The sequence below is a fragment of the Luteibacter sp. HA06 genome (assembly GCF_054061215.1).
In genome coordinates this window covers 3,839,477-3,863,197 of the sequence record NZ_JBSSDZ010000001.1, presented here as the reverse complement: position 1 = coordinate 3,863,197, position 23,721 = coordinate 3,839,477, and the positions used below count along the sequence as shown (strand labels likewise).

Here is a 23,721-nt window from a genome sequence, read left to right as displayed (position 1 = left end):
AAGATGCCTGACCGATGAGCGGACGCCGAGACGCCAACGACCACGAACCACGCGGACGCACCGAACCGACCCTTGGTCGGCTCGACGACCTCGACAAGCCGGCACCGCCGGTCGACGACGGCTTGCCGCATTTCGTCGTCGACGAACCGCGTCGGCGCACAGGCGGGCCCACGCCGCCACCGCGTCGTGCCCGCAAACGCGGCTGGCTGATTCCGGTGTTGGTGCTCGTATTGATCGGCGCTGCGACCGGCCTCTGGCTGCAGCAGGACCGCCTGCGTAACCTCGTTCCCAGCACCGAACTCAACGACGTGCTCACCCAGGCCAACCAGGCACTCGATGCCGGCAAGCTCGACGGCACGCAGGGCGATAGCGCACGTGAGCTGTTCGAGAAGGCGCGTGACCAGCAACCGGACAGCGACCAGGCCCGTGACGGTCTTCGCCGCGTCGGGCAGGCCGAAATCGCCCGCGCCGACCAGGCGCTTACCGCCGGCCGCCTCGACGAGGCCGACGCCGCACTCAATGTCGCCCGGGAACTGCTCGGCGGCGGTAGCGATGTCGAGCAGTTGAGCGCGCGTCTGTCGCAGGCGCGCAATCCGCAGGGACACACCGCTTCACTGATCGATCAGGCCCAGCAGGCTTTCGCTGCCGGGAAGCTCGACGGCGACGACGGCGCCGGTGCGCTTTATCGCCGCGTGCTCGATGCGGATAAATCCAATGCCGTCGCCGCCCGCGGCCTCGACAAGGTCGGCGACGCGCTCGCTGCGCAGGCACGCCAGGCCATTGCCGACAACGACAGGGCGAAGGCGAACGCGCTGGTCGACCGCATCGCGATTCTCGTGCCGGGTTACGGCGACCTGCCGTCGCTGCGCGCCTCGCTGGCGGAAAACCGCAAGCAGGACGACTCTGCCGTCACCGCGCTCATCCAGCAGGGTAACGATGCCATGCGCGCCGGGCGCTTCACGGGCGATGGCGACGACAACGCGCTGGCTCGTTTCCGTGCTGCCCTCGCAGCGGATCCGGACAACGCGGACGCCAGGGCAGGGCTTGGGCAGGTTGCCCAGGCCCTGATTGTCCAGGCTAACGCTGCGCTCGACAGCGAAGACGATGCCCAGGCGTCACGGCTGCTCGACCAGGCCGCCAAGCTCGCGCCCAAGTCCGCCGAACTCGCTGCCGCGCGTGCGCGTATCGGTGGCGGCGAGGCAAAGGGTGCCAAACATGTGCCAGCTTCCGATGGGGTCGCGGCCGCTGCGGCCGGCGGCGACACGGCCGAGGCATCGTTGGCCGTCAGTCCGGAACAGAAGGCCAAGGTCGTCGCGCTGGTTGGTCGGGCCCAGGCCGCGGCGAGTCGCGGCGACATCATGGATCCGCCCGGCGACAGCGCCTACGATCTTTACCGCAACGCGCTGGCTATCGACGGGAACGATCCCGCCGCCCGCGCGGGCCTCCAGGGGCTGCCGGGACAGGTCGAGAAACTGATGCAGCAGGCCGTCGCGAACGGCAATGTGAAGCGCGCCGAAGATCTCTATGCGACGCTTTCCGATCTCGCCCCGGGCGATGCCTCGCAGGGCGAAATGCGTCATCGTCTGGGTAGTGCGTGGATCGACAGCGCGCTGCAGCGTTCCTCGCAGGGCGATCGTCAGGGCGCCTTCCAGGCGCTCGACCGAGCGCGCCATTACGCACCTGACGACCCGCGCCTCCAGGGCGCTTATGAGCGCATCGCGACGGGACGATGAGCGACGGCGGCTCGCAGATCCTCGTCATCGGCGCGTCGAGCCAGATCGGTTACTTCCTGCTGCCTCGCCTCGCCGCCCTCGACGAGTCGGTGCTCGCATTGAGCCGGCAGCCTCGCGACGATCGACCCGGTTGGCTGGTCGGTCATCTTCCCGGCGGCATGCCTCTGTTGCCGGCGCTGAAGGCGATCGTCTGCCTGGGTCCGTTGGACGGCCTGGCAGCCTGGCTTGCGGCTACCCGCCTCCCCGGTACGCCCCATATCGTCGCGACCTCGTCCATGAGCGCCGAAACCAAGCGTGATTCGCCCGATCCGCAGGAGCGCAATCTGGCGCGCCTGCTACGCGATGCCGAGACCCAGCTGAGCACGACCTGTGCCTCGCGGGGCATGCCGTGGACGATTTTTCGCCCGACCCTGATCTATGGGGCCGGCCTGGACAAGAGCCTGACGCCGATAGTTCAGGCTGCGCTGCGTCGTCACGTATTCCCTTTGCCTGCGGGTCGCGGCCTGCGGCAACCCGTGCACGCCGACGATATCGCCGCCGCCATCGTGGCCGCCCTGACCCTTCCTGCTGGCCGTAACCGGACCTTCTCCATAGGCGGCGGTGAGCGGCTCAGCGCTGCCGAGATGTTTCGTCGGGCACGTCGGACGGCCGGTTCAACAACGTTTCCCCTGCCGGTTCCTCGATTTATCCTGAACGCCGCAGGGTGGATGTCTTCGACCGTGCGTGGACCCGTAAAGCGTCTCGATAGTGACCTGATCGCCGACAATGGCGACCTGACGGCGACATTAGGCATCCATCCCCGGGGTTTCTTTCCGGGTTCGGAGACCTGGAAGACCGTCTCCTGACCATGCGGGTCATCGAGTTGCCAGCATTCGTTCAGATGGGCGCCGGGGCAGTGCCCCTATCATCCGGCTACGTCTCTTTCTCCAGGACCTCCCCGCGTTGGCTTTCCTGAATCGTCTTGGCTCCCTCCTGCGCGCCAGCTGGCCCTGGCTGCGCATTCCCTTCTGGCTCGTCATGGGTCTCGTGTTCGGCTTCCTCCTGCCCTACACACTGATCCTCAATGCCCGCCTGCAGGATCGCTTCAACGACCTCGTTTTCGCGGTGCCGACGCGCGTCTACGCGCGACCGCTGCCGCTGGAAGTAGGCCGCGCCATGACGCCCGGCACACTGGAGCTGGAGCTCACCTTTGCCGGATACACCAACGAAGGCGGTGGCAAGGTGCAGGGCAGCTATTCGAAGAACGGATCGCGGTTCATCATCGCTTCGCATGGCTACTCGGGTCCGGATGGCGGCGAGCTGCCGCATCGTTTGCGCGTGAGCCTCGCCAATGGGCAGGTCAGCCAGCTCGTCGACGATACGAACGACAAGCCGATCAAGGCGATCCACCTCGATCCCGCGCGCATCGCCACGCTCTACGGCGCGCAGCAGGAAGAGCGCCGCATCGTCCGCCTCGAAAACGTGCCGCCGCTGCTTGTGCAGGGCCTGCAGGCCGTCGAGGATCGCGACTTCAACCATCACATCGGCATCGACTTCTCCGCCATCGCGCGCGCCTCGCTGGCCAACCTTCGCGCCGGCCACGCCGTGCAGGGTGGTTCGACGCTGACCCAGCAGCTCGTGCGCAACCTGTTCCTCGACCGCAGCCAGAACATGTTGCGCAAGGTGAACGAAGCGATCCTTTCGGTGTTGATGGAAGCGCACTATTCGAAGGGCCGGATCCTCGAGGCTTATGTCAACGAGGTGTTCCTCGGCCAGCAGGGTAGCCAGGCCGTGCACGGTTTCGCTGCCGGTGGCGAGTTCTTCTTCGGTCGTCGCCTGGAAGACCTGCGACCACAGGAGATCGCCCTGCTCGTGGGCCTGGTGAAGGGGCCGAGCTATTACGATCCGCGCCGCTATCCGGATCGCGCGCTGTCGCGGCGCAACCTTGTGCTGCAGCAGTTCCACGATACGGGCCTGCTCGACGACGCGCAGACCAAAGCTGCGCAGGCCACGCCGTTGGGTGTCGCCGACAATGCACAGTTGCCGCACAACCGATTCCCCGCTTTCATGCAGTTGGTCCGGTCGCAGATCACCGCCGATTTCGATGAAGCGGCCCTGCGTGACGGCAGCCTCAGCATCTTCACCACGCTCGATCCGGCCGCCCAGCTCTACACGGAGCAGGCGATCCTGACCACCGCCAAGTCGCTGGGTAAGCGTGGCGCGGCCGCCCAGGCCGCTGCCGTGGTCACCGACACGGCCAGTGGCAATGTGCTGGCCATGGTCGGCTCACGCGATCCGGGTGACCAGGGCTTCAATCGTGCGCTGGATGCGCGCCGTTCGATCGGCTCGCTGGTGAAGCCGCTGGTGTATCTCGTCGCCTGGTCGCAGCCGGCGAAATGGTCCCTGGCTACGATCGTCGACGACACGCCGGTCAACATGACCCAGCCCGACGGCAAGCCCTGGACTCCGCAGAACGACGATCGCGAGATCCACGGGCAGGTGCCGATGCTCGACGCGCTGGTGCATTCGTGGAATCTCGCCACGGTGCATCTGGGCTTGCAGGTCGGTGTTCCACGGATCAAGGGTTTCCTCGAATCCTTCGGTCTTGAAGACGTCAACCCGAGTCCGTCGTTATTGCTCGGTGCGATCGACCTGTCGCCGTACCAGGTGGCGCAGCTCTACGAGTACATCGCTGCCGATGGCCACGCGCTGCCGCTGATTGCGGTGAGCGGCGTCATGGACAACAAGGGGCAGGCGATCAAGCGCTACGAGGTGAAGGGCGGTGAGGGTGAATACCAGGAAGCCACGCGCCTGACCACGTGGGCCATGCAGCAGGTGGTCAACAGCGGTACCGCCGCTGCCATCGGCAACTCAGCGCTGGGCTCGCTTCATGCCGCCGGCAAGACCGGCACCAGCGATAGCCAGCGCGACAGCTGGTTCGCCGGCTTCACGGGCGAGCACCTCGCGGTGATCTGGATGGGTCGCGACGACAACAAGCCCACCGGGCTCTATGGCGCCACGGGCAGCATGCGTGTGTGGCAGGAGCTGTTCCGCAAGCTGCCGACGCGTGCGTTGCCGGCGGCGCCGGGCCAGGGCCTCGAAATGGCCTGGGTAAACCCCCAGACCGGCAAGCGCACGGACCCCTCCTGTCAGGGTGCCCGGCAGTTCCCGTTCGTGTCCGGTTACGTGCCGGATGCCGAGGAGGGCTGTTTCTGGCAGCAATTCAAGGGTATGTTCGGCGGCGGTGACGCCCAGCCGGCGCCGCCCGTTCCCAGTAATCCTACGGATTGACCCATGCATCGCCTTCGCTTTTGTGCCATTGCCGCCGTCGCGCTTGTCGCGGCGTGCAGCCAGCCCGCCCCGCCGCAGGCTACCCGTCCCAGCAAACCCGCCTACGACCTCGTCGCCCAGATCCGCGCTGCGGGTGAGCGCGAGAAGTCGGCGATCGAAGTCGCCCCGTTACGCGATCCTGGCGTGCAGGGCCTGGAAAAGGCCGCCCAGGCGGACGAACAGGCCGGCCGCTATCCGGACGCGGATGCCAAGCTCGTGCAGGCCCTGAAGATGGCGCCCCAGGCGCCGGAACTGATCCAGGACCGCGCCGAAGTGGCAGTGCGCATGCAGGATTTCCCGCTGGCCGAGAAGCTGGCGAGGCAGTCGTTCGACATGGGCCCGAAGTCGGGCAGCCTCTGCGCGCGTAACTGGCAGACCATTTACGAAATGCGCATGCAGGCGAACGACCAGACCCAGGCCATGGCAGCCCGGGCTGAGGTAGGGAAGTGCCATATTGCGGGGCCTAATCGGTTTTAATCGATTGGCCGGCTTTGTGTGGGAGCCGCTTCAGCGGCGATGCTTCTGCACAGAGCATCGCCGCTGAAGCGGCTCCCACATTAGTCAGCGGGCCCGGACAACCCGCCCGTGCTCATGCACGGTATCGACCAGTACCTTCACGTTTTCCGGGTCGACTTCGGGCGTGATGCCGTGTCCGAGGTTGAACACGTGTCCGGGGTGGTTGCCGAACGAATCCAGTACCGCCCGTGCTTCGCGCGCCACGATCTCCGGGGAGGTGCGTAGCACCGACGGGTCGAGGTTGCCCTGCAGGGCAACACGATCGCCGACGCGGCGGCGCGCTTCGCCGATGTCGATGGTCCAGTCCACGCCGAGGCCGGTGCAGCCGGTATCGGCGAGGGCTTCGAGCTGGCCGCTGGCGCCCTTGGAAAACAGGATGACCGGAAGGTCGCGGCTGACCGGGTCGGCCTTCAGTGCCTCGACCACCTGCGCCATGTAGCGCAGCGAGAAGTCCTTGAACGGCGACGGGCCGAGCAGGCCACCCCAGGTGTCGAAGATCATCAGTGCCTGCGCACCGGCGTGTGCCTGGGCAACCAGGTACGCGGCAACCGAGCGGGCGATGGTGTCGAGCAGATGGTGGGCGAGGGCGGGCTCGTTCCAGGCAAGTGCCTTGACCCGCGCGAAGTCCTTCGAGCCTTCGCCTTCGACCATGTAGCAGGCCAGCGTCCACGGGCTTCCGGAGAAGCCGATCAGCGGGACGCGGCCATCGAGTTCCTTACGGATCAGGCGCACGGCGTCCATGACGTAACGCAATTCGCCGTCCATATCGGGCACGACGAGTTTCTCGATCGAGGCGGCATCGCGCAGCGGGCGTTCGAAGCGCGGGCCTTCACCCTGCGCGAACGACAGGCCCAGGCCCATCGCGTCGGGAATGGTGAGAATGTCGGAGAAGAGGATCGCCGCATCCAGATCGAAGCGCGCGAGCGGCTGCAACGTGACCTCGCAGGCGTACTCGGGATTCGTCGCCAGGCCCATGAAGCTGCCGGCTTTCGAGCGCGTGGCGCGATATTCCGGCAGGTAGCGTCCGGCCTGGCGCATCACCCAGATCGGCGTGGTGTCGGTCGGCTCGCGGCGCAGCGCACGGAGGAAACGGTCGTTGCGGAGGACGTCAGCGGCCATGCGCGGACTCCTGACCCTGGCTGAACATCACTTTGAATCCTTTTTTGATCTGCGCATCGCGCGCTTTCTCGAAGGCGGCTTGGGCGGCGTCGCGTTCGAGGTAGACCTCGCGCTTCAGCGTCGTCTTGCCGCCCTGGATACCGGCTTCGCGGTATAGGGTCCAGCCGCCGAGGAGATCCTGCTCCAGCGTGATCTGGACGAAGCGGGGCGCTTCCGCGGCCGCTTCGGGCATGGTTTGCATGTAGATCCGCATCAAACGATCCGGGCTGGCGCAGGGCCGATCATTGTAGGCGGTCGCCCGGGGGTACGCACGGTATGCGTCAATCCAGCACGGCGAGCACGTCGGCGTCGTGCACCCCGGACACGATCTCCGCGCGGCCGATGCCACGCCAGAGGATCAGCCTGAGCGTGCCCGCGGTGTTCTTCTTGTCCAGACGCATCAGGTCGAGCAGGCGGCTGGCGGCGTGTTCGCGCGACGGCGTCGTCGGTAAGCCAAGGCGCTGGAGCAGGGCGGTGAGGCGCTGGGTATCCGCAGAGGATGCCATGCCCAGCTTCTCCGACAAGCGGGCCGCCAGCACCATGCCGATGGCGACGCCTTCGCCGTGCAGGATCTCGCTGTAGTTGCCAGCGGTCTCCAGTGCGTGCCCGAAGGTATGGCCAAGGTTGAGCAAGGCGCGCTCGCCTTGTTCGGTTTCGTCACGCGCGACGACGCCCGCCTTGTAGCGGCATTTGCGTGCGATCGCCTCGATCAGGATGTCGGGGTCGCGCCTCGCCAGTGCATCAGCGTGAGTTTCGAGCCAGAGGAAAAATTCCGGGTCGCCAATGGCTGCGCCTTTCACGATTTCGGCCAGTCCCGCGCGGTATTCGCGTTGCGGCAGTGTGGACAGGACGTCCACATCGGCGACGACGGCACGCGGCTGATGAAAGGCGCCGGCGAGGTTCTTGCCTGCGGGCAGGTTCACGCCCGTCTTGCCGCCGACCGACGAATCGACCATGGCCAGCAGGGTGGTGGGTACCTGGATGAAGTCGATACCGCGCATCCAGCAGGATGCGGCGAAACCGGCGAGGTCGCCGACGACGCCCCCGCCGAGCGCGATGACGCAGGCGTCGCGCGTGGCGCCGAGTTTGCCGAGGGCTTCGAGCACGTGGCCGACGTTGGCGAACGTCTTGTGTGTCTCGCCATCATCGATCAGGTAGGACGCCCAGGTCAGGCCCTCAAGCCCCTTCGCCAGCCCGGCGAGATAGAGCGGGGCGACGGTCGTATTGCTGACCACCAGCACGTGCCTGCCGCGAATTCGTGCACGCCAGCGGGCACTGTCGGCAATCAGGCCGGGGCCGATCCAGACGCTGTAATCGCGCCCGGCAAGGGCGACATCGACGGTTTCCATCAGCTGCGTTTCCAGTGGCGGTCGAGGAGGGCGATCGCACGCGGCGCGGCGTCATCGACGCCTTCGTGTCGCCCGCGGAAGATCAGGTCGGCCACTTCTTCGTAGAGGTGGTTGCGATCGTGGGCCAGGGTTTCGAGGCGGCCCCGGCGGTCGGCGCCGGCGATCATCGGGCGAAGGCGGTCGTGCTGCAGCCGATCAAGCTGCTCGTTCACTTCCACGCCCAGCATCAGCACAGTGCCGCGGCTCATCAGCAACTCACGGTTGGCGGGGGCGACCACGGCACCGGCACCGGTAGCGAGCACGATGCCGTCGCGCAGACTAAACTCGGCCAGGTGCTCGCACTCGCGCGCCCGGAAACCCGCCTCGCCTTCGCTTTCGAAGATCGCGGCGATCGTCATGCCACAGCGTGCTTCGATTTCCACGTCGAGGTCGACGAAGGGCAGGCCATAGTGCGCCGCGAGGCGCTGTCCGATCGTGGTCTTGCCGGCCCCCGTGGGGCCGACGAGGAACAGGTTGGGCGAAGGATTCATCGCACCCATGCTAGCAATAAGCCATCCGCAGAAGAACGAAACTGTCCTCATCGCTGGCGCCGGTGACGTCGGCAGTCGGGTGGCCCGGCGCCTCGTGGCGCAGGGAAAGCAGGTGTTTGCGCTGCGCCGGGGCGCCATGCCGCCGGACCCCGCCATACGCTGGCTGCGCGGTGACCTGACCCGCCCGGATACCTTGCGCGACCTGCCGAAGGTGGATGCCGTGGTTTTCGCGCCCACGCCGGATGCGCGTGACGAAGCGGCGTACCGGGACGTGTTCCTCGACGGTCTCCGGCATCTGATGGAGGCGCTTCCGGCAGTGCCGGGCCGTACGGTTTTCGTCTCCTCGACAGCTGTATATGGCGAGCACGCCGGCGAGTGGGTGGATGAGTCAACGCCGGTGGATCCACCCGGCTTCAATGGGCGCGTGCTCGTAGATACGGAAAGGTGGCTGGCATCGCGCGAGGTCGGTGGCGTGTCGCTGCGATTGGCGGGTCTCTACGGGCCGGGACGAACGCAACTGCTGGACCGACTGCGCGAGGGTAAGGTGTCCGTGCCGCGCGGCCGCAGCGTCTTCGCCAATCGCATCCACGTCGACGACGCGGCGGCGGCGATTGTGCATCTGCTCGCACTGGATGCCCCAGCGTCGGTTTACGTCGGTGTCGACGACACACCGTTGCCCGTCGACGAACTCTACGATTATCTCGCGGGCCTGCTCGGCGCGGCACCTCCGCCCGACGGTCCGGCCGCCGCCGGCATCGGCAACAAGCGTATGTCGAATGCACGCCTGCGCGAATCGGGATTCCAGTGCCGCTGGCCTGATGCGCGGATGGGTTACGCGGCGCTTCTTTAGCTACGCGGCGCTGCTCTGGCTTTCCTTCGATGGGGGCCGAGGCCAGCAACCTTGGGGGAGCGCTGCTGCGCAGCGGGTTTATTCACTATTCGCCGCTGAAGCGGCTCCCACAATAAAGGCATGGGCTCGCGAAGCGAGCTATCCGGTTTGATTGCGATCCGGATCGAGTGTCACGACAAGATCGGCCTTGGCCGGCAACGTAGCCAGCGCGTGGCGGCTCAGGCGCTCGTAGTGCTGGAGGAAGCGGGTCATTTCTTCCTCGTCCATGGCACGAGGCTCGCCCCGCGCGCGCAGCGGCCACTCGGCTTCGTCGCGCCAACGGGCGACGACACCCCAGGATGGCGCCTGCAACACCACCAGGGCGTCGAGGCGGCGCCAGACCGAGAGGTAATCGGCGAGCTTCGCGTTCACCCAGCGGCGCCAGAGGCCGTCGGAATCTTCCTCGGCTTCCAGTGTGTTGATCGGCTTGACCAGATCGGCCTCCGCCTGCGGCTCGAGGCCGAGGCACCAGCCTTCCAGGAGCACCAGCATGGGCGGTTGTGGGACTTCGGGCCAGAGCGGCAAGGCGTAGCGATCGTCTTGTCCCTTGTCGAAGCGCGGGATGGAAACGGGGCGCTCGGGAGCGGCCTTCTCCAGCGCATCAAGCGTCGAGGCGAGGAGAGCCAGGTCGTGGGTGCCGGGAACGCCTCGCGTGCGCAGCAGCGGATGAACCTCCCGGCCCAGCGACTCGCGCTCTGCCCGGGTCAGGTAGACATCGTCCAGGGAGAGCGACACCGCGGACCAGCCGCGTCGGCGCGCGGCGTCGATCAGTTCGGTCGCGAGCGTGCTCTTGCCGCTGCCCTGCAGCCCGGAAATGCCCAGGATGAATGGCGACGAGGCGTGCTCGACGGACGCGGCGAAACGCCCCAGGACCTGCTCGGCGAGCGTGATAGCATCGGCTGATTCCATACCGGCAAGCATAGCCCACCCATGCTGACTCCCGAGATCCTCGACACCTTCCGCGGCCTGCTCGATGAAGCGAAAGCCAGCGGCGATCGCGAACCCACCGCGATGAACCTCTCCACCGTGGACGCCAGCGGCCGTGTGCATTCACGCATCGTCCTGCTCAAGCACATCGACGAGAACGGCCTCGGGTTCTTCACCAACTACGAAAGCGCGAAGGCCGGTGAAATGGCCGCGCACGACCAGGTCGCCGTGTGCTTCCACTGGAAGCAGATCCGCGATGGCATCCAGGTCCGGTTTCGAAGGGCGCGTCAGCAAGGCCACCGCCGCTGAGTCGGACGCCTACTTCGTGCGTCGCCAGCGCGGCAGCCAGATCGGCGCATGGGCATCGAAGCAGAGCCAGGAACTGCCGGACAGGCAGACCTTCGAAGACCGCGTAGCGCATTTCGAAAAAGAATTCGAAGGCCGTGACGTTCCGCGTCCTCCGCATTGGGGCGGCTACATCCTTAAGCCGGATCGCGTCGAGTTTTGGTACGGCGCCGAGTTCCGCCTGCACGAACGCATCGTGCACGCCGAACACGGTACAAGCTGGACGAGCCGCCTGCTTTACCCCTGATACCTCACCGGAGTTCGCGATGAGCCGCGCCCAGCCCGTACAGCACATCGCGCAGACCACGTTTACCGTGCACACGCGCGGCCGCTCGCTCATCGAGATCACCGACCGACTCGCCGATGCTGTCTCGGCGAGCGGCGTCACGACGGGCATCGCCCACGTGTTCGTCCAGCACACCAGTGCTTCTTTGCTTATCGGCGAGAACGCCGACCCGACCGTGGTGGCCGACCTCGAGCGTTTTTTCGCGCGGCTCGTGCCCGACGGCGATCCGTTGTTCCGTCATCAGGACGAAGGTCCCGACGACATGCCCGCGCATGTGCGCGCGGTGCTTACCGGTGTTTCGCTCTCGGTGCCCGTGCACGGCGGGCGCCCGTTGCTGGGCACCTGGCAGGGCTTATTCCTCTATGAGCATCGCCACGAAGCGCATCAGCGCAAGGTCACGGTAACGTTATTGGGCCACTGACCGCGAGCGTCGATGTGAGCGCCCGGTAACCGAGAATCATCATCTGCACGGACAGCGCGACGGTGAGCGAACCGATGATCGTGCCGAACAGCTTGAACGGCAGCGGTCCGATACCGCGGATGATCGGGCCCGAGAACCGCATGGCCAGCAGATGGCAGATCATCACCAGTACAAGCATCGCAACGACGCCCAGCGTGCGTTCCATCGTGTGGCTCGATGCGAGCAGGCTTATGAGGCCTGCCAGGCCGTACGGTGTGACGATCATCGGCACGGCAAGGTCGAAGGCGCTGGGCACGGGCGGTCGTGCAGGCACCGTGCCTTCGGGCACAGGATGCGGCACGGGGCTCGCGGTGTACTGGTCCAGCACCGTCCGCAGCGAGACCAGGAAGAAGATCACTCCACCCGAGAGCAGCATCGCTGGCAGCGAGATCTGCCAGTTACGCTGGAGCGCCAGGCCGACGAAGCCCCCGATCAGTACGGCGATCGTGGCCAGCGCAGTGGTCTTGTACGCGAGGCCTCTGCGCGTGGCCGCATCGAAGGTCTGCATGCGGGCGTAGTAGGCGAGTGGGGTCTTCAGCGGCGGCCCCATGACGATGAAGAGCAGGGTGAACACCTGCGTAAGACTCAGGAGCTGTGCGCCCTGTTCGCCGCCCGCGTCGACAGCGGTTTGCAGGAAGGCAATGACGGTATTCACGATGACGCCTCCGGTGCGATGTCCGCGACGCAGCGAAAACCGATGTGGCTGGTCGATGTGTCGATGGGGTGCGGATAGCGCGCGGCCGGACGGTAGCGTTGGCAGTAATTGGCCGCACACAGGTGCGATCCGCCTTTGAGCACGCGCCGCGGAATGGCGGGGCCTGCCGTGCGCGGATCATGGCTCTGCTCCATGCCGCCGCCTCGGGGATTGGCGGGCACGCAGCATGCCTTCTGTACTTCGGCCACGTGGCCGGCCCGGTACCAGTCGGACGTCCATTCCCAGGTATTGCCGATCATGTCGACCAGTCCATAACCGTTCGGTGCGTAGGACCCCACCGGCGATGTTCGCTCAAACCCATCGGCGGCGGTGTTCTCGTACGGGAATCGCCCTTGCCAGTAGTTCGCGAGGAAGTGGCCCGCGGGCTCGAGAAAGTCGCCCCAGGCGTACTCGGCATGATCGAGCCCCCCACGTGCGGCGAACTCCCACTCGGCTTCGGTGGGCAGGCGTTTGCCTGCCCATGCAGCGTAGGCCTCGGCGTCCGATGCCGTGACGTGCACCACGGGGTGATCGTCGAGATTGTCGAGGTTGCTGTCGGGGCCGGTAGGGTGTCGCCAGTCTGCCCCCAGCACGAACCGCCACCAGTATTCGATCTGCATCGGTACGGGGCCCTCGGGTTGCACGAACACCAGGGATCCGGGGTGCAGCATTTCGGGCAGCGCCCCAGGATAGTCTTCGGCGCGCGGGGGGATCTCGGCAAAGGTCTTATAGCCCGTCGCTTCCACGAAGCGGGCGAACTGCGCATTGGTGACGGGTGTGCGGTCGATAAGGAAGGCATCCACGCGAACACGGTGCACCGGCTGTTCTTCGGGATAGAAGCGTTCCGAGCCCATACGGAACATGCCGCCTTCGAGCCGGAACATGTCGTCGTGCCGCGGAGTGGCGGGATAACGGTGTGCCGGATGTGCGAGGGCCATGGTCGCTTCCCTGAAGTAATAAGGACCCGCTCGCCACGTTGACGGCAGGGCACCGGGGGTGGTGGTGGCCTGTTCCGTGTTCCGCCTGCCGTGGCGAACGGGGAAAAGAATGTCGGCCTTCATGCTCGCGCGTCGACGGTGGCCCTGCGACCGAGGAACTACGGTTCCCGCTCAAGTAGATTTACGGAGTGTCGCGGTAGCCGATGCGTACCGAGCACGACACATACGCATCGCCACGAAGGGCGGCGTGGACAGCGTCCAGGAGGTCCTCGCCTGCCGAGGCTTTGACCACGTAGGCGGCGCCAACCGAAAGCGCCTTTCGCGCGATCCCGGCGTCGTCGTGGCAACTCACGAATATCACAGGCAGCCCGGGACAACTCAGGGCGAGGCGACTCGCCGCCTCGAGGCCATCCATGACGGGCATGGCGATGTCCGTGACCACAGCATCCGGTCGCAGGATCTCGACAAGGGAGATAAGCGCCGCTCCGTTCGCCACCACGCCGACCACGTCGAAATCTTCGCGAAGCAGGCGTTCGATCTCGTGTGCGGTCTGGGGATGGTCATCCGCCAGGACAACGCTGGGTCTGAAACGTGTGTAGGGCGTGTCGTCCATGATTCACACTCTCCGCGTCTCAGCGGGTGCGAGCCAGCGTAAAGGCACGCGACTACCGCTGCGTATATCTACTTCCGTGTACCCCGCTCAGAACAGCAGGCCGAGGTCCTCTGATCGCCGTACCAACTCGAGCGTGCTGTGCACGTCCAGTATCTGCATGATGGTGTACTTGTGCGCTTCTACCGTGCGTACCGAGAGGCCGAGTTGCGCGGCGATCTGCTTGGAGCGCAGGCCCGACCCGACCAGACGCAGCACTTCGCGCTGTTTGGGAGTGAGTTCGTGCAGGTCAGCCATGCGTCCGCGCAAATATCGCGCTCCGAGGGAGGGCGTGACATACGTCCCACCGGCCAATACCTGGCGCAGGGCACTAAGCAGCTCGTCGCCGGCGGAAACCTTGAGCACATAGCCGTTTGCGCCAGCGCGCATGGCCGAGGCCGCGAGGGCAGGTTCGGCATGCATCGTGAGAAACACGAAAGGTGTGCTGTTGCCGCGGGCACGCAGGGTCTTGAGCACATCCAGCCCGTTGCCGCCGGGCATGTTGATATCGGACAGGATCAGGTCGGGTGTTTCACGTTCGACGACATCGAGCAGGCTGCGACCATCCTGGGCCAGGGCGACAAGCTCGAAGTCGTCATCGAGCAGCCGCTCGATGCCTTCGGCGACCATGCGGTGGTCGTCGGCGAATACGATGCGAGGTAGGACGTCGCAGGTCAATTCGTTTCCAACGGAATGCGCAGGCATAAATCCACTCCCTTCCCCGGTGCGGTACGTAATTCAAAGCTGCCCCCCAGCAGCTTCACGCGTTCGTTCATGCTGATCAGACCGATCCCCGGGCCCGATGACGGCAACTCGGCGGGATCGATACCCTTACCATCGTCGAAGATCCACAGCGACGCAAGGTCGCTGGTTACCGACGCCTTGATCGTCACCTGGCTAGCCTCGGCATGACGAAGCGCGTTTGCCAGGGCCTCCTGCGTGACGCGATAGAAGCACAGCGCGATATCCGGCGACAGTACGTCGATGGCCCGGTCCGCGATGAAGACCACGTGCGGTGCACGGGGCCGGCGCGACGTATGACACAGGGCTTCAAGCGAATCCCGCAAGCCGGCATGGTGCAGGCAGCTTGGATGAAGCTCGTGTGACAACTGGCGAACATCCTCCGACAAAGCGATCACCTGGTGCTGGATGTGATTCACCTCTGCCTGTATCGCGGGTGGTACACGTCGGCGCAGGGAGCTCAAGCCGATCGAGGCCGCCGCCAGGCGCTGGTTGATGTCATCGTGGAGGTCGCGCGCCAGCCGGGCCCGCTCCTGCTCCTGGGTGGCGATGATACGGCCGGTCATCTCGCGTAGTTCGTCGTGGGCATAGCCGAGCGCGCGGCGGCTGGCGAAGCGCTGCTCTACCACGACGCCCAGCGTCAGGGCGGATAGCGCTGCGGTGATCGTCCACAGCTGCAGGGCCAGCGTGGTTTGCTGCGGCGTGGATGCCATGAACGGACCGTGTCCGCTTACGCTCAGGTGGCCGGCCATGATCACGATGATGAAGACCGCGATGGAACTGCCGGTCATCTGCGCCCGGATGATCGCGGCGATGATGATCGGTGCCGGCGCAAGGCAAAGCACGGGTACGAGCTCCGCGTGCTGGCCATAGCCGTACCAGACCACCCCGAGCAGGGCGATGGAAACCACCATGAGCAGGAAGAAATCGGTGGGAAGGCGCGGCTCGTGGCGTACCGCGGCCTCCGGGCTCCGCACGCTTATCCACACGGGGACGTACAGCACGTAACCAAGGGCATGGGCGAGCGCGATGTTCGGCCAGTCGCTGAGCACCGTCCCGCGGAACGACGTGTAGTGGCTGGCGTGTTCGATGAGCGTCGCGCAGGCCGCGGGTAGCGCGAACACCGCGACCGCGGCGAAGACGTAGAGCCGCGTGAAGTCTTCCAGAGGCGGCGCATAGGAGGGAACGAGCTGCAGCAGCCACGCGGCCACCGGAGTAAGCAGCACCGCCGGCGACACCACCAGGGCTGTATCGGTCAGCGGCAGACCAAAGGCCACGCCGGTGGCCACCAGGCCGAGCAGGGCGGCGCCCATGAGCGCGAGCCAGGAGCGCCGCGGCACGGCAAGCAGGGCGCCAAGGAGCACGGCGCCGGGGAACCAGACGATGTGCGTTCCGCCCTGGTGGCTCCACAGGGCGGCGGACAGCAACTGGGCAGCGATGACGCCCGCGAAGACGCCCCCACACCAATGGGTTACGTTGTGCTTCGATGCCAACGCCTGCGTCATTGCTTCTCCCGCCACCCCCGCAGGGGTAGCCCAGACCAGCTGTCGTGACAGTCAGGGGCGGCCCCCGCCGCACCCCCGGTCGACTATACGCGTGCGATACCCGCTTGGGGTGTATGCCATCTGGACGGCCGTCTCATTCCTGTCTAAGTAAATCTGCGCAGTTACCTGGTCCTGTTCTTCGCTGCCCCTCGGCCGTTCCGCGGACGACACTTCGGAACCGATGCCGACAAGGGCAAACCGCATGCGCCTGTCCATTCCATGGCTGCCGATACTGGCACTCGGCCTCCTCGCGTGCGTGACGACAGCGCACGCCGCGCCGCGCGACCCTTCGCCCTGCGTCGGCCTGGTGCTCGGCGGGGGCGGGGCGCGTGGTGCCGCCCATATCGGCGTGATCCAGGTACTGGAGCGCGAGCACATTCCGATCTGTCGGATCGCGGGCACCAGCATGGGCTCGATCGTCGGCGGCCTTTACGCCGCCGGGTACAGCTCCGACGAGATGGCCAATGTCATCGGCCAACTCGACTGGAAAGACCTTTTTTCAGACGATCCCGACCGCGTCGAAGAGCCGATGCGGCGAAAAGATGCCGATTATCGCTATCTGCTGAACTTCGAAGTTGGCTACAAGAATGGCCATATCGTTACACCCGCAGGCGTCGTCCAGGGCCAGAAGCTCCTCCTTCTCCTGCGCCGCCTGTTGATCTCGACCTGGAATGTGAGCGACTTCGACAATCTCTCGATACCGTTCCGCGCGGTGGCCACCGATATCGTGGCGGGGAAGCCCGTGGTTTTCGCGCACGGCGACCTCCCGCTGGCGATCCGCTCCAGCATGTCGGTTCCCGGGGCATTCGCGCCCACCAATGTCGATGGCAAGCTCCTCGTCGACGGTGGCCTGATGGACAATGTGCCGATCGACGTAGTGCGCGAGATGGGCGCAGATCGCCTCATCGTGGTGGACGTCGGCTCGCCGCTGGCCGAGCAGTCGACCCTGACCAATCCGGTGGCCCTGCTCAACCAGATGGTCAGTGCGCTGATGGCCGAGAAGACGGCGCGCCAGCTGGGCGCCCTGCAGGACAAGGACATACTCATCCGTCCTGCCCTGGGCAACCTAGGGGCGGGAGAATTCAACCGGGCGCAGGAGGCCATCGCGATAGGCCGCGCTGCTGCAGAGGCGGCGCTCCCACGCCTGCGTGCACTCACCGCGTCGCCGCCGGCGTGGCAAGCCTTCGAGGACACTCACCGGCAGCGCGAGTTCGATCCGAAACTCGTTGCCTTCATCGACGTGGATACCAAGAGCACGCACAGCGGCACATTCGCGGGTAGCCGTCTGCAGCCGGAGGTGGGCAAGCCCTTCGATCCCAAGGATGTCGAAGCACGTATCGGTACCATCTATGGGCAGGGTAGCTACCAGCAGGTCGACTATCACCTGGTGGAGCGGGGCGAGGATCGCGGTATCCGCCTCACGCCCGTCGACAAATCGTGGGGACCCATCTACGGCAAGATGGGCTTTCAGCTGGATGACGATTTCAATGGCCGCAGCGAGTATCTGATCTCCGCCGAGATCACCGCGACCAATCTCAACGACAGTGGTGGCGAATGGCGGAACACGTTATGGAGCGGTCGCATCGGCGGCATTCGCTCCGAGTTCTACCAACCGTTCGGGCAGGGCGCTACCGCGTACGTAATGCCGTTCGCCGTGCTGCGTAACGAAGACATACCCGTCTTCGACCACGGCGCGACGCACCAGCTGGCCGAATACCGAATCCGGCGCAGCATTGGTGGCTTCGAGCTTGGTTGGACACCTGCGTCCTACTGGCGGGTGTCGACGGTATTCACGCGCGGCCGCGACAACGGAGACCTGCGCGTCGGTTCACCGACGACCTTCCCGAGTGGTATCTCCGATTTCGCCTCTGCGGGAGCCAAGGTCGACTGGGACAGCCTGGATAATGCGGCATTCCCGACGCGCGGTGCGCACGTCAATCTCGAGTACGACATGTACCGGCCGGTCCTTGGCGGTGATGTCAAAGGGGACGTCGCGCGCGTTGTCGCCGACTGGGTGCCGGACTGGGGCATGAGCACCGGACGCTACCACCTGCTGTTCGGCCTGCGTGCCTCCAGTGCGATAGACAATTCCAACTTCTTCGAGGGCCAGGGCTTCCTCGGCGGCTTCCTCAACCTCTCCGGTTACAGTGAAAGGTCGCTCCACGGTAACCAGTCGTTTCTCGGGCGAGCGGTGCTTTATCGTCGAACGGGAAACCTCGACGCCCTGTTCTCCACGCCCATCTTCATCGGCATGAGCCTCGAGGCCGGCAACACATGGCAGAACAAGAACGACGTCAGCATGGGCTCGCTCATCTACGCGGGAAGCATCTTCGCGGGCGTGCAGTCTCCCCTGGGTCCGGTCTTCCTCGGCCTGGGCCACGCAGCAGGTGGACACACCGCTGTCTACCTGAGCTTCGGCTCACTACTGCGCCCCAGACTGTGAGTCCGGTAGTTTTACCTACGCGCATAGGGTGAAAGTTCGCTTATCGAAAGGCCGGACGGGCAGCACTCTGCAGGTAACCGTCATCGATGCCGGATCGTGATCATGAATCGTCGAATCGCCTTTGTCCTGATTGCCGCGATCCTCACGCCCGTGACTGCGAACGCGACGGAGAGCGCGTTGGGAAGGTCGATCACGGGCGCGCAGATCACGCCGTACGTGGGCATCGTACCGCCGACACCCGGACTGAATGTCTCGGTGAGCTACATAAACTACGACGGCAACATCGGCGGCAGCCGGTCCGTGCCGATCGGTGGCACCACCGCGTTGAACCTGCACGCCAAGCTCGATCTATACGCAGCGACGTTCGCGTACATATGGGACACGGGCAAGGGCCGCTGGAACTTCGCCAGCATGTTTACCGTGCCATACATCCGGCCCACGGCATCGGCGTCGCTCTTTGTCGGTCAGCGCGCAGGTGCGGCCAACGATCGCGCCTCTGGTCTGTTCGACCTGTACTTCGCGCCCGTGATCGCCAGCTACCACGTGAGTGAAGTCGAGCATTGGTCGTTCGGCGTCTACATCTACGCGCCCACCGCGGACTATTCAAAGGACCGCCTGGCGAACAAGGGTCTCAATGTGTGGACCTATTCGCCGGCTGTGGGCTACACGCACCTATACGACAAAGGCTCGTTCGAAATCAGCGCACTCGCCGGCGTGGATTTCTATTCGAAGAACCACGACACCGGCTACCAGAACGGAGCCGTCTTCCGTCTCGACGTGCTGGCGATGAAGCGGACCCCGAGCGGCTGGGGCTTCGGTGGCGTGCTTGGTATGCTTCGCCAGCTCGACGACGACAAGGGCGCCACCGCGGACCGGCTCAATGGCTTCAAAGGCCGGTCATACGGCGCAGGCCCCGCCCTCGCTTACAAGAAGTCTTTCAGCAAGGAAAGCAGCATCGATTTCACCCTTCGCTGGGTCAAGGAGTTTGATGTGAAGAATCGCATCAAAGGCGAGCCACTCGTGCTGAACATGACGCTAGCACTTTAACGGCGATGCATCATCCGGCGGAGGGCTCACCCCTGGCGGTCGACATCGTCGTCGCCGATCACCACAGGGTGGTGGCCGAAGGTGTTTCTGCGCTGCTGACCCCCCATGTCCGTTCCGTGGTCCTCGTGTATTCGGCGGCGTCGCTGCTCGAGCGCCTGACGCCAGGCATGCTGGTCGTCGGCGACATCGATCTGCCCGACATGCCAGGACTCGAGCCGCTGCGTCGCGTGGCGGACCGTCGGGATGGCAGCCGGTTCATCGCGCTCTCCGGGCACGACGAACCATTGATCGTTCAGGACGCGATGCAATCGGGTGCGTGGGCCTATGTACTCAAGCAGTCACCTCGTAGCGAGCTTTTGGACGCAATCAAGGACGTGCTGGGCGGTCATCGCTACGTCAGTCCTGGATTGATGGCCGCGCTGGTCAATGCGCCACCGTCGGTCCACCGCCTCACACGGCGGCAGCGCGAGGTGCTCGAGCGCATGGCCCACGGATTGCGGGCCAGCGAGATCGCCCTGGAACTCGGAATTTCGGTGCGTACGGTGGAGAGTCATCGCCAGTCCCTGCTGGATCTCTTCCATGTGCACAGCGGCGTGGCGCTGGTACGCGAAGCGATCCGGATGGGCCTCATTCGCGACCCGGGCGGCCCTTACACGGCGCCCCGCGATAGCGACACAGGTCAAAAAAACTTCTAACCCGAGGGAGGTCTCGTCATGAACTATCGTGCAGGCATCGTGGTCGCGTTGCTGTTGTCCGGGTGCGCGACCTACAGCGTCACCAACGAGTGGAAGGATCCTTCCTGGGCGGGGCCGCCGGCTTCGAACATCCTGGTGATCGGTGTTGCGCGGAGCGACACCATGCGCCGATTGTTTGAAGATACCTTCGCCCGCGACCTCGTCACCGCTGGCGTCCGCGCGGAAGCCAGCTACGCCGCCATTCCTCCCGGGCATGAGGGCTCAGCGAAACTGGGCGACGTGATCCGCAGCACGGGAAGCGACGCCGTGCTGGTCACGCGCATCCAGCGCGTCGAGGACCGGATCAACGTCACGCCGTCTGGCCCGGGGCCCGGCTACGGCGGCTTCTATGGTTGGTACGGCGGTGCCTGGGACAACACGCCGGAAGTGACGCAGACGACGGTCGTCACCCTGGAAACCAGCCTGTGGGACGTGCGCAGCCAGAAGCTGGTGTGGACCGTGACGACCCAGGGAGTCGCCAGGAACGATATTCCCAAGGCGACCACCGAGCTGTCGAAGACGCTGATTCCGAAGATGAAGGCGGACGGCGTGATTCGTTAGTCGAAGGGGCCGACATGGGCGGTCATGCTGATGATGGCCACGATGCCAAACATCAGCATGACCATCGCGATGAGCAGTGTGAGCGAAACCGGATAGGGTGTTTCGCCGTGGATCAGGCCTTCCTGCGCCATCGCGTGGCGCTCGGCGCGAAGGGCACGCATGTAGTGCAGGTGATAGATGATGCCGAGTACCAGCATGGCGATGCCCAGTCCGACGAGGGCAATACCGAAGTTGCGCGGGGCCGCACTCTCCTGCGGCAAGAGCTTCGCCGCGCGCAGGTGTTGAAAGAACTGCGCGATGGTGAAACCGAAGCTGATCAACGAGACCGACGTCCGCATCACCGACATCAGGGTGCGGTCGGTACTCATGCGGGTGCGCTGGAACGACATGCCGGTACGACGCGCCGAGAGCTCCACGGCAGGGTCGTTCTTGATGACGCCGTCGGCTGCAGCAGGGGCGTAATGGTAGTCGCTGGGTGGGGTATTCATTATTTCCAGTCTCCTCGTCAACGCCACGCGCTGCCTACCTGTACGTACCAGGCGTGGTCTTCGTGGCTCCAGGCCCAGTCGACGCCGGCATACAGACCGAGCGCGCTGGCAATGAGATAGCGGAACCCCACGCCTTTCGTCGTCTCGGTGGATGCGTCATCGAACGAGTTGTGTTTGCCCCAGGCCCGGCCTGCGCCACCGAAGGCGAGGGTGGCCCACCGTTTCGTCATGTTCCAGCGCAACTCGGCCTCGACCATGGCGACCGAACTGTCCTGGTAGCGGCCCTGGGAAATGCCGCGAAGGTCGATCGATGGCATCTGGTAGAACGGCACATCGCCCGGCGCCGTGCGGTAATCGGCGCGCAGGCCCAGCACCAGGCTCTTGCCGATGGGGATGTAGTCGAGCGCATGCGCGCGGTACGACTGGAAGGTGTTGTCGCTGCCGATGCCGGGCATGTAGAAGGTCGTGTCGACCATGGCAAGCAGGCCGCGCGACGGGGTCAGCGTATTGTCCCGCGTGTCGTACTCGATCACGGGACCGAAGCCGGACGCCTTGCTGGTGAAATCACGCGGTTTGAAGAACTGCCTGTTGCTTTCAATGTTGAGCCGGCTGTCCAGGTCCATGTAGATCCAGCGCACGCCGAAGTACAGCGGCGTATCGCCTACCCGGCGCTGCACCTGCTGGAAGGAGAAGTAGCCATCGAGGTTGTAGCCGATCTTGCGCGGCGCCAGAACGACTCCCTGGGTGTAATAGTCCAGGTTGATGGAAGCCTTGCCCAGGGCTGCTTTATAGCGCCACATGTCATCGCGGAAGTGGAACTCGCCGGCCATCGCAGCGCCCCAGGTCCCGTTCTGGGTCTTCGCGGCGCCGAACCCATAGATATCGGGCGGAATGCGTTCGCCCCGATCCTTGGACGCCTGCGATTGCTTTGCGGGACGGAAGAACACAGCAGCGGCACCGCCGCCATTTCCGACCGCAGGCTCGGTGATGATGATGGGCACGATGAGCGCACCCTTGTGCTGCAACAGCCAGCGAGACATGTCGATCGCATGGTCGTTCGGGTCGTGCATGAGCTGCCACACGGACTCTTTGGCGGCAGGCGCGCACACAGGGGCCAGTAGTATCAGCCACCCGCACACGAGGCGTGAGATCGTTGCGCTATGCATGAGTCGAGCTTTACCGGGCTAGCCCTGAAGGCACAGCGCAAACCTTCGTCAAACCGCTGGGTATTTCTACGTAAGGTGGTGGTCCGGTAGATTTACCTAGCGCCATGTGGGAACTACTACGCTTTGGAAGGACGTGCCGCTTGCGGATCATCGAATGCATCGAGGGAGGGTGCATCCATGCTTTGCTATCGCTGGGAACTTCGGCACACCATCGCGACATTTGCCCTTCTTTTTCTCTTCATTACCACCGGGCGTGCCCATGTCGATGGCGGGAGCGACGCGCTGCCTTCGTGGACAGACGGTCCGACGCGCGCGGCCGTCATCGACTTCGTCACCGCGGCGACCAGGCAGGGCGATCCGGGTTACATCGCACCGGAAGCACGCGTGGCCGTTTTCGACATGGATGGCACGCTCATGCCCGAGAAGCCGTTGCCGGGCGCCTTGTTACCGCTGGTAGCGGACGTGAAGACGGCCGTGGCCAGGCATCCCGAACTCAAGCAGCAGCCTGGCGTGGCGGCCTTGCTCACCGGCGATCTCAAGGGCCTTCAGGCGCTTGGTGAGAGTGGTCTTGCGCAGATCGTCGCCGCGGCGATCGACGGTCGCACCGCGGACGAGGTATCCGTCGACATGGCGCGCGAGGAGCGCGCGGCGCCCAATCCGCACTTCGGTCAGCCCTATACGAAGCTGGCCTACCGGCCGATGGTGGAGCTTCTGCGCTACCTCGAAGCCAATGGATTCCAGACGTGGATATGCAGCGGATCCCCGGTTGCCTATACACGCGGCATGTCACAGGAAGTCTTCGGTATCCCGCCCGAACGGATCATCGGCAGCTCGTTGCAGACACGTTTTGATGAGCGCGACGGCAAGACCGTACTGACCTACACCGGCAAGGTGGAGCACATCACCGATCGCGAGGGCAAGCCGCCGGTCATCCACCTGGCGATCGGCCGCAGACCCGTATTCGTCGGTGGCAATGTCGGTGGCGTAGGCGACGTGGCGATGATGCGCTACGCCATGGACCGCGGCGGCCCGTCCTTCGCCCTGCTGGTGAATCACGACGATGCCACGCGTGAGTTCGTGTACGCCGAGAAGAATGGCGATTCCCTCGCCGCGGCCACCCGTTACCACTTCCGCGTCGTCAGCATGAAGAACGACTGGAAGACCGTGTTCGATCCCTCAGTCACCCCACGTTCGCCGGCACCGTAAGCCATGTT

The 23,721-nt window shown here is 65.0% G+C and carries 23 protein-coding genes and 1 pseudogene; 12 read left to right on the top strand and 12 right to left on the bottom strand.

Translation table 11 applies throughout. The features are described from left to right. Nucleotides 1-14 precede the first annotated feature (14 nt). From ACVWWJ_RS17815 to ACVWWJ_RS17800, 4 genes are all read left to right on the top strand, one after another. On the top strand, nt 15-1,733 hold the full coding sequence (locus tag ACVWWJ_RS17815; RefSeq protein WP_456968937.1) for a hypothetical protein: 1,719 nt from the start codon (nt 15-17) through the stop codon (nt 1,731-1,733). After that, nucleotides 1,730-2,578: an NAD-dependent epimerase/dehydratase family protein gene (locus tag ACVWWJ_RS17810; protein WP_159891511.1), complete on the top strand. Its 849-nt coding sequence runs from the start codon at nt 1,730-1,732 to the stop codon at nt 2,576-2,578. The genes ACVWWJ_RS17815 and ACVWWJ_RS17810 overlap by 4 nt, the downstream gene beginning before the upstream one ends. A 97-nt stretch (nt 2,579-2,675) precedes the next feature. Continuing rightward, nucleotides 2,676-5,003: a penicillin-binding protein 1B gene (mrcB, locus tag ACVWWJ_RS17805; RefSeq protein WP_456968935.1), complete on the top strand. Its 2,328-nt coding sequence runs from the start codon at nt 2,676-2,678 to the stop codon at nt 5,001-5,003. A 3-nt stretch (nt 5,004-5,006) separates the two neighbouring features. Next, on the top strand, nt 5,007-5,519 hold the full coding sequence (locus ACVWWJ_RS17800) for a tetratricopeptide repeat protein (RefSeq protein WP_456968934.1): 513 nt from the start codon (nt 5,007-5,009) through the stop codon (nt 5,517-5,519). A gap of 84 nt (nt 5,520-5,603) precedes the next feature. Here ACVWWJ_RS17800 and hemE read toward each other — a convergent pair whose 3' ends face one another. The 4 genes from hemE to ACVWWJ_RS17780 form a co-directional block, all read right to left on the bottom strand. Further along, the gene (gene hemE, locus ACVWWJ_RS17795; RefSeq protein WP_456968933.1) at nt 5,604-6,677 is read right to left on the bottom strand and encodes a uroporphyrinogen decarboxylase; all 1,074 of its coding nucleotides are present in this window, start codon (nt 6,675-6,677) and stop codon (nt 5,604-5,606) included. Continuing rightward, nucleotides 6,667-6,930, bottom strand: a complete 264-nt coding sequence (locus ACVWWJ_RS17790; protein WP_159891503.1) for a WGR domain-containing protein — start codon at nt 6,928-6,930, stop codon at nt 6,667-6,669. Before ACVWWJ_RS17790 ends, hemE begins: the two co-directional genes overlap by 11 nt. 67 nt (nt 6,931-6,997) lie before the next feature. Next, nucleotides 6,998-8,065, bottom strand: a complete 1,068-nt coding sequence (gene aroB / locus ACVWWJ_RS17785) for a 3-dehydroquinate synthase (protein ID WP_456968932.1) — start codon at nt 8,063-8,065, stop codon at nt 6,998-7,000. After that, nucleotides 8,065-8,595, bottom strand: a complete 531-nt coding sequence (locus ACVWWJ_RS17780) for a shikimate kinase (RefSeq protein WP_456968931.1) — start codon at nt 8,593-8,595, stop codon at nt 8,065-8,067. The genes aroB and ACVWWJ_RS17780 overlap by 1 nt, the downstream gene beginning before the upstream one ends. 7 nt (nt 8,596-8,602) lie before the next feature. Between ACVWWJ_RS17780 and ACVWWJ_RS17775 the strand changes: the two genes are divergently transcribed. Beyond that, on the top strand, nt 8,603-9,445 hold the full coding sequence (locus tag ACVWWJ_RS17775) for an NAD-dependent epimerase/dehydratase family protein (RefSeq protein WP_456968930.1): 843 nt from the start codon (nt 8,603-8,605) through the stop codon (nt 9,443-9,445). Nucleotides 9,446-9,583: 138 nt separating this feature from the next. On the opposite strand, the gene ACVWWJ_RS17770 is transcribed toward ACVWWJ_RS17775, so the two are convergent. Next, entirely contained in the window at nt 9,584-10,393 is an 810-nt protein-coding gene (locus ACVWWJ_RS17770) for a kinase (RefSeq protein WP_456968929.1), read from the bottom strand. A 21-nt stretch (nt 10,394-10,414) separates the two neighbouring features. Between ACVWWJ_RS17770 and pdxH the strand changes: the two are divergent. Both pdxH and ACVWWJ_RS17760 read left to right on the top strand, forming a co-directional pair. Continuing rightward, nucleotides 10,415-11,003, top strand: a pseudogene (gene pdxH / locus ACVWWJ_RS17765) (pyridoxamine 5'-phosphate oxidase). 19 nt (nt 11,004-11,022) lie between these two features. Then, on the top strand, nt 11,023-11,463 hold the full coding sequence (locus tag ACVWWJ_RS17760) for a secondary thiamine-phosphate synthase enzyme YjbQ (protein WP_159891495.1): 441 nt from the start codon (nt 11,023-11,025) through the stop codon (nt 11,461-11,463). Here the strand turns inward: ACVWWJ_RS17760 and ACVWWJ_RS17755 are convergent. From ACVWWJ_RS17755 to ACVWWJ_RS17735, 5 genes are all read right to left on the bottom strand, one after another. After that, a complete protein-coding gene (locus tag ACVWWJ_RS17755) occupies nt 11,438-12,157 on the bottom strand; it encodes a MarC family protein (protein ID WP_159891493.1) in 720 nt (239 codons plus the stop codon). The two genes, ACVWWJ_RS17760 and ACVWWJ_RS17755, sit on opposite strands and share 26 nt — an antisense overlap. Further along, nucleotides 12,154-13,134 carry a formylglycine-generating enzyme family protein gene (locus ACVWWJ_RS17750; RefSeq protein ID WP_200851628.1) on the bottom strand — a complete coding sequence of 327 codons (981 nt, stop codon included), beginning with the start codon at nt 13,132-13,134 and terminating at the stop codon, nt 12,154-12,156. The genes ACVWWJ_RS17755 and ACVWWJ_RS17750 overlap by 4 nt, the downstream gene beginning before the upstream one ends. Before the next feature lie 181 nt (nt 13,135-13,315). Further along, nucleotides 13,316-13,747 carry a response regulator gene (locus tag ACVWWJ_RS17745; RefSeq protein WP_456968928.1) on the bottom strand — a complete coding sequence of 144 codons (432 nt, stop codon included), beginning with the start codon at nt 13,745-13,747 and terminating at the stop codon, nt 13,316-13,318. An 87-nt stretch (nt 13,748-13,834) separates the two neighbouring features. Continuing rightward, nucleotides 13,835-14,461: a response regulator gene (locus tag ACVWWJ_RS17740; protein WP_456968927.1), complete on the bottom strand. Its 627-nt coding sequence runs from the start codon at nt 14,459-14,461 to the stop codon at nt 13,835-13,837. Beyond that, entirely contained in the window at nt 14,458-16,029 is a 1,572-nt protein-coding gene (locus ACVWWJ_RS17735; protein WP_456968926.1) for an MASE1 domain-containing protein, read from the bottom strand. Before ACVWWJ_RS17735 ends, ACVWWJ_RS17740 begins: the two co-directional genes overlap by 4 nt. A 241-nt stretch (nt 16,030-16,270) precedes the next feature. Here ACVWWJ_RS17735 and ACVWWJ_RS17730 point away from each other — a divergent pair, with 241 nt between their 5' ends. The 4 genes from ACVWWJ_RS17730 (at nt 16,271) to ACVWWJ_RS17715 (ending at nt 20,853) form a co-directional block, all read left to right on the top strand. After that, nucleotides 16,271-18,511, top strand: a complete 2,241-nt coding sequence (locus ACVWWJ_RS17730) for a patatin-like phospholipase family protein (protein WP_456968925.1) — start codon at nt 16,271-16,273, stop codon at nt 18,509-18,511. A gap of 102 nt (nt 18,512-18,613) precedes the next feature. After that, the gene (locus ACVWWJ_RS17725) at nt 18,614-19,558 is read left to right on the top strand and encodes a SphA family protein (RefSeq protein ID WP_456968924.1); all 945 of its coding nucleotides are present in this window, start codon (nt 18,614-18,616) and stop codon (nt 19,556-19,558) included. 5 nt (nt 19,559-19,563) lie between these two features. Continuing rightward, the gene (locus ACVWWJ_RS17720) at nt 19,564-20,253 is read left to right on the top strand and encodes a response regulator (RefSeq protein ID WP_456968923.1); all 690 of its coding nucleotides are present in this window, start codon (nt 19,564-19,566) and stop codon (nt 20,251-20,253) included. Nucleotides 20,254-20,271: 18 nt separating this feature from the next. Continuing rightward, nucleotides 20,272-20,853 (top strand): hypothetical protein, encoded by a 582-nt coding sequence (locus ACVWWJ_RS17715; RefSeq protein ID WP_159891479.1) that lies wholly within the window; start codon nt 20,272-20,274, stop codon nt 20,851-20,853. Here the strand turns inward: ACVWWJ_RS17715 and ACVWWJ_RS17710 are convergent. Further along, nucleotides 20,850-21,341: a YidH family protein gene (locus tag ACVWWJ_RS17710; protein ID WP_456968922.1), complete on the bottom strand. Its 492-nt coding sequence runs from the start codon at nt 21,339-21,341 to the stop codon at nt 20,850-20,852. The two genes, ACVWWJ_RS17715 and ACVWWJ_RS17710, sit on opposite strands and share 4 nt — an antisense overlap. 17 nt (nt 21,342-21,358) lie before the next feature. Continuing rightward, a complete protein-coding gene (locus tag ACVWWJ_RS17705; protein ID WP_456968921.1) occupies nt 21,359-22,411 on the bottom strand; it encodes a BamA/TamA family outer membrane protein in 1,053 nt (350 codons plus the stop codon). 273 nt (nt 22,412-22,684) lie between these two features. Here ACVWWJ_RS17705 and ACVWWJ_RS17700 point away from each other — a divergent pair, with 273 nt between their 5' ends. Further along, nucleotides 22,685-23,713, top strand: a complete 1,029-nt coding sequence (locus tag ACVWWJ_RS17700) for an HAD family hydrolase (RefSeq protein WP_456968920.1) — start codon at nt 22,685-22,687, stop codon at nt 23,711-23,713. Nucleotides 23,714-23,721: the final 8 nt, after the last annotated feature.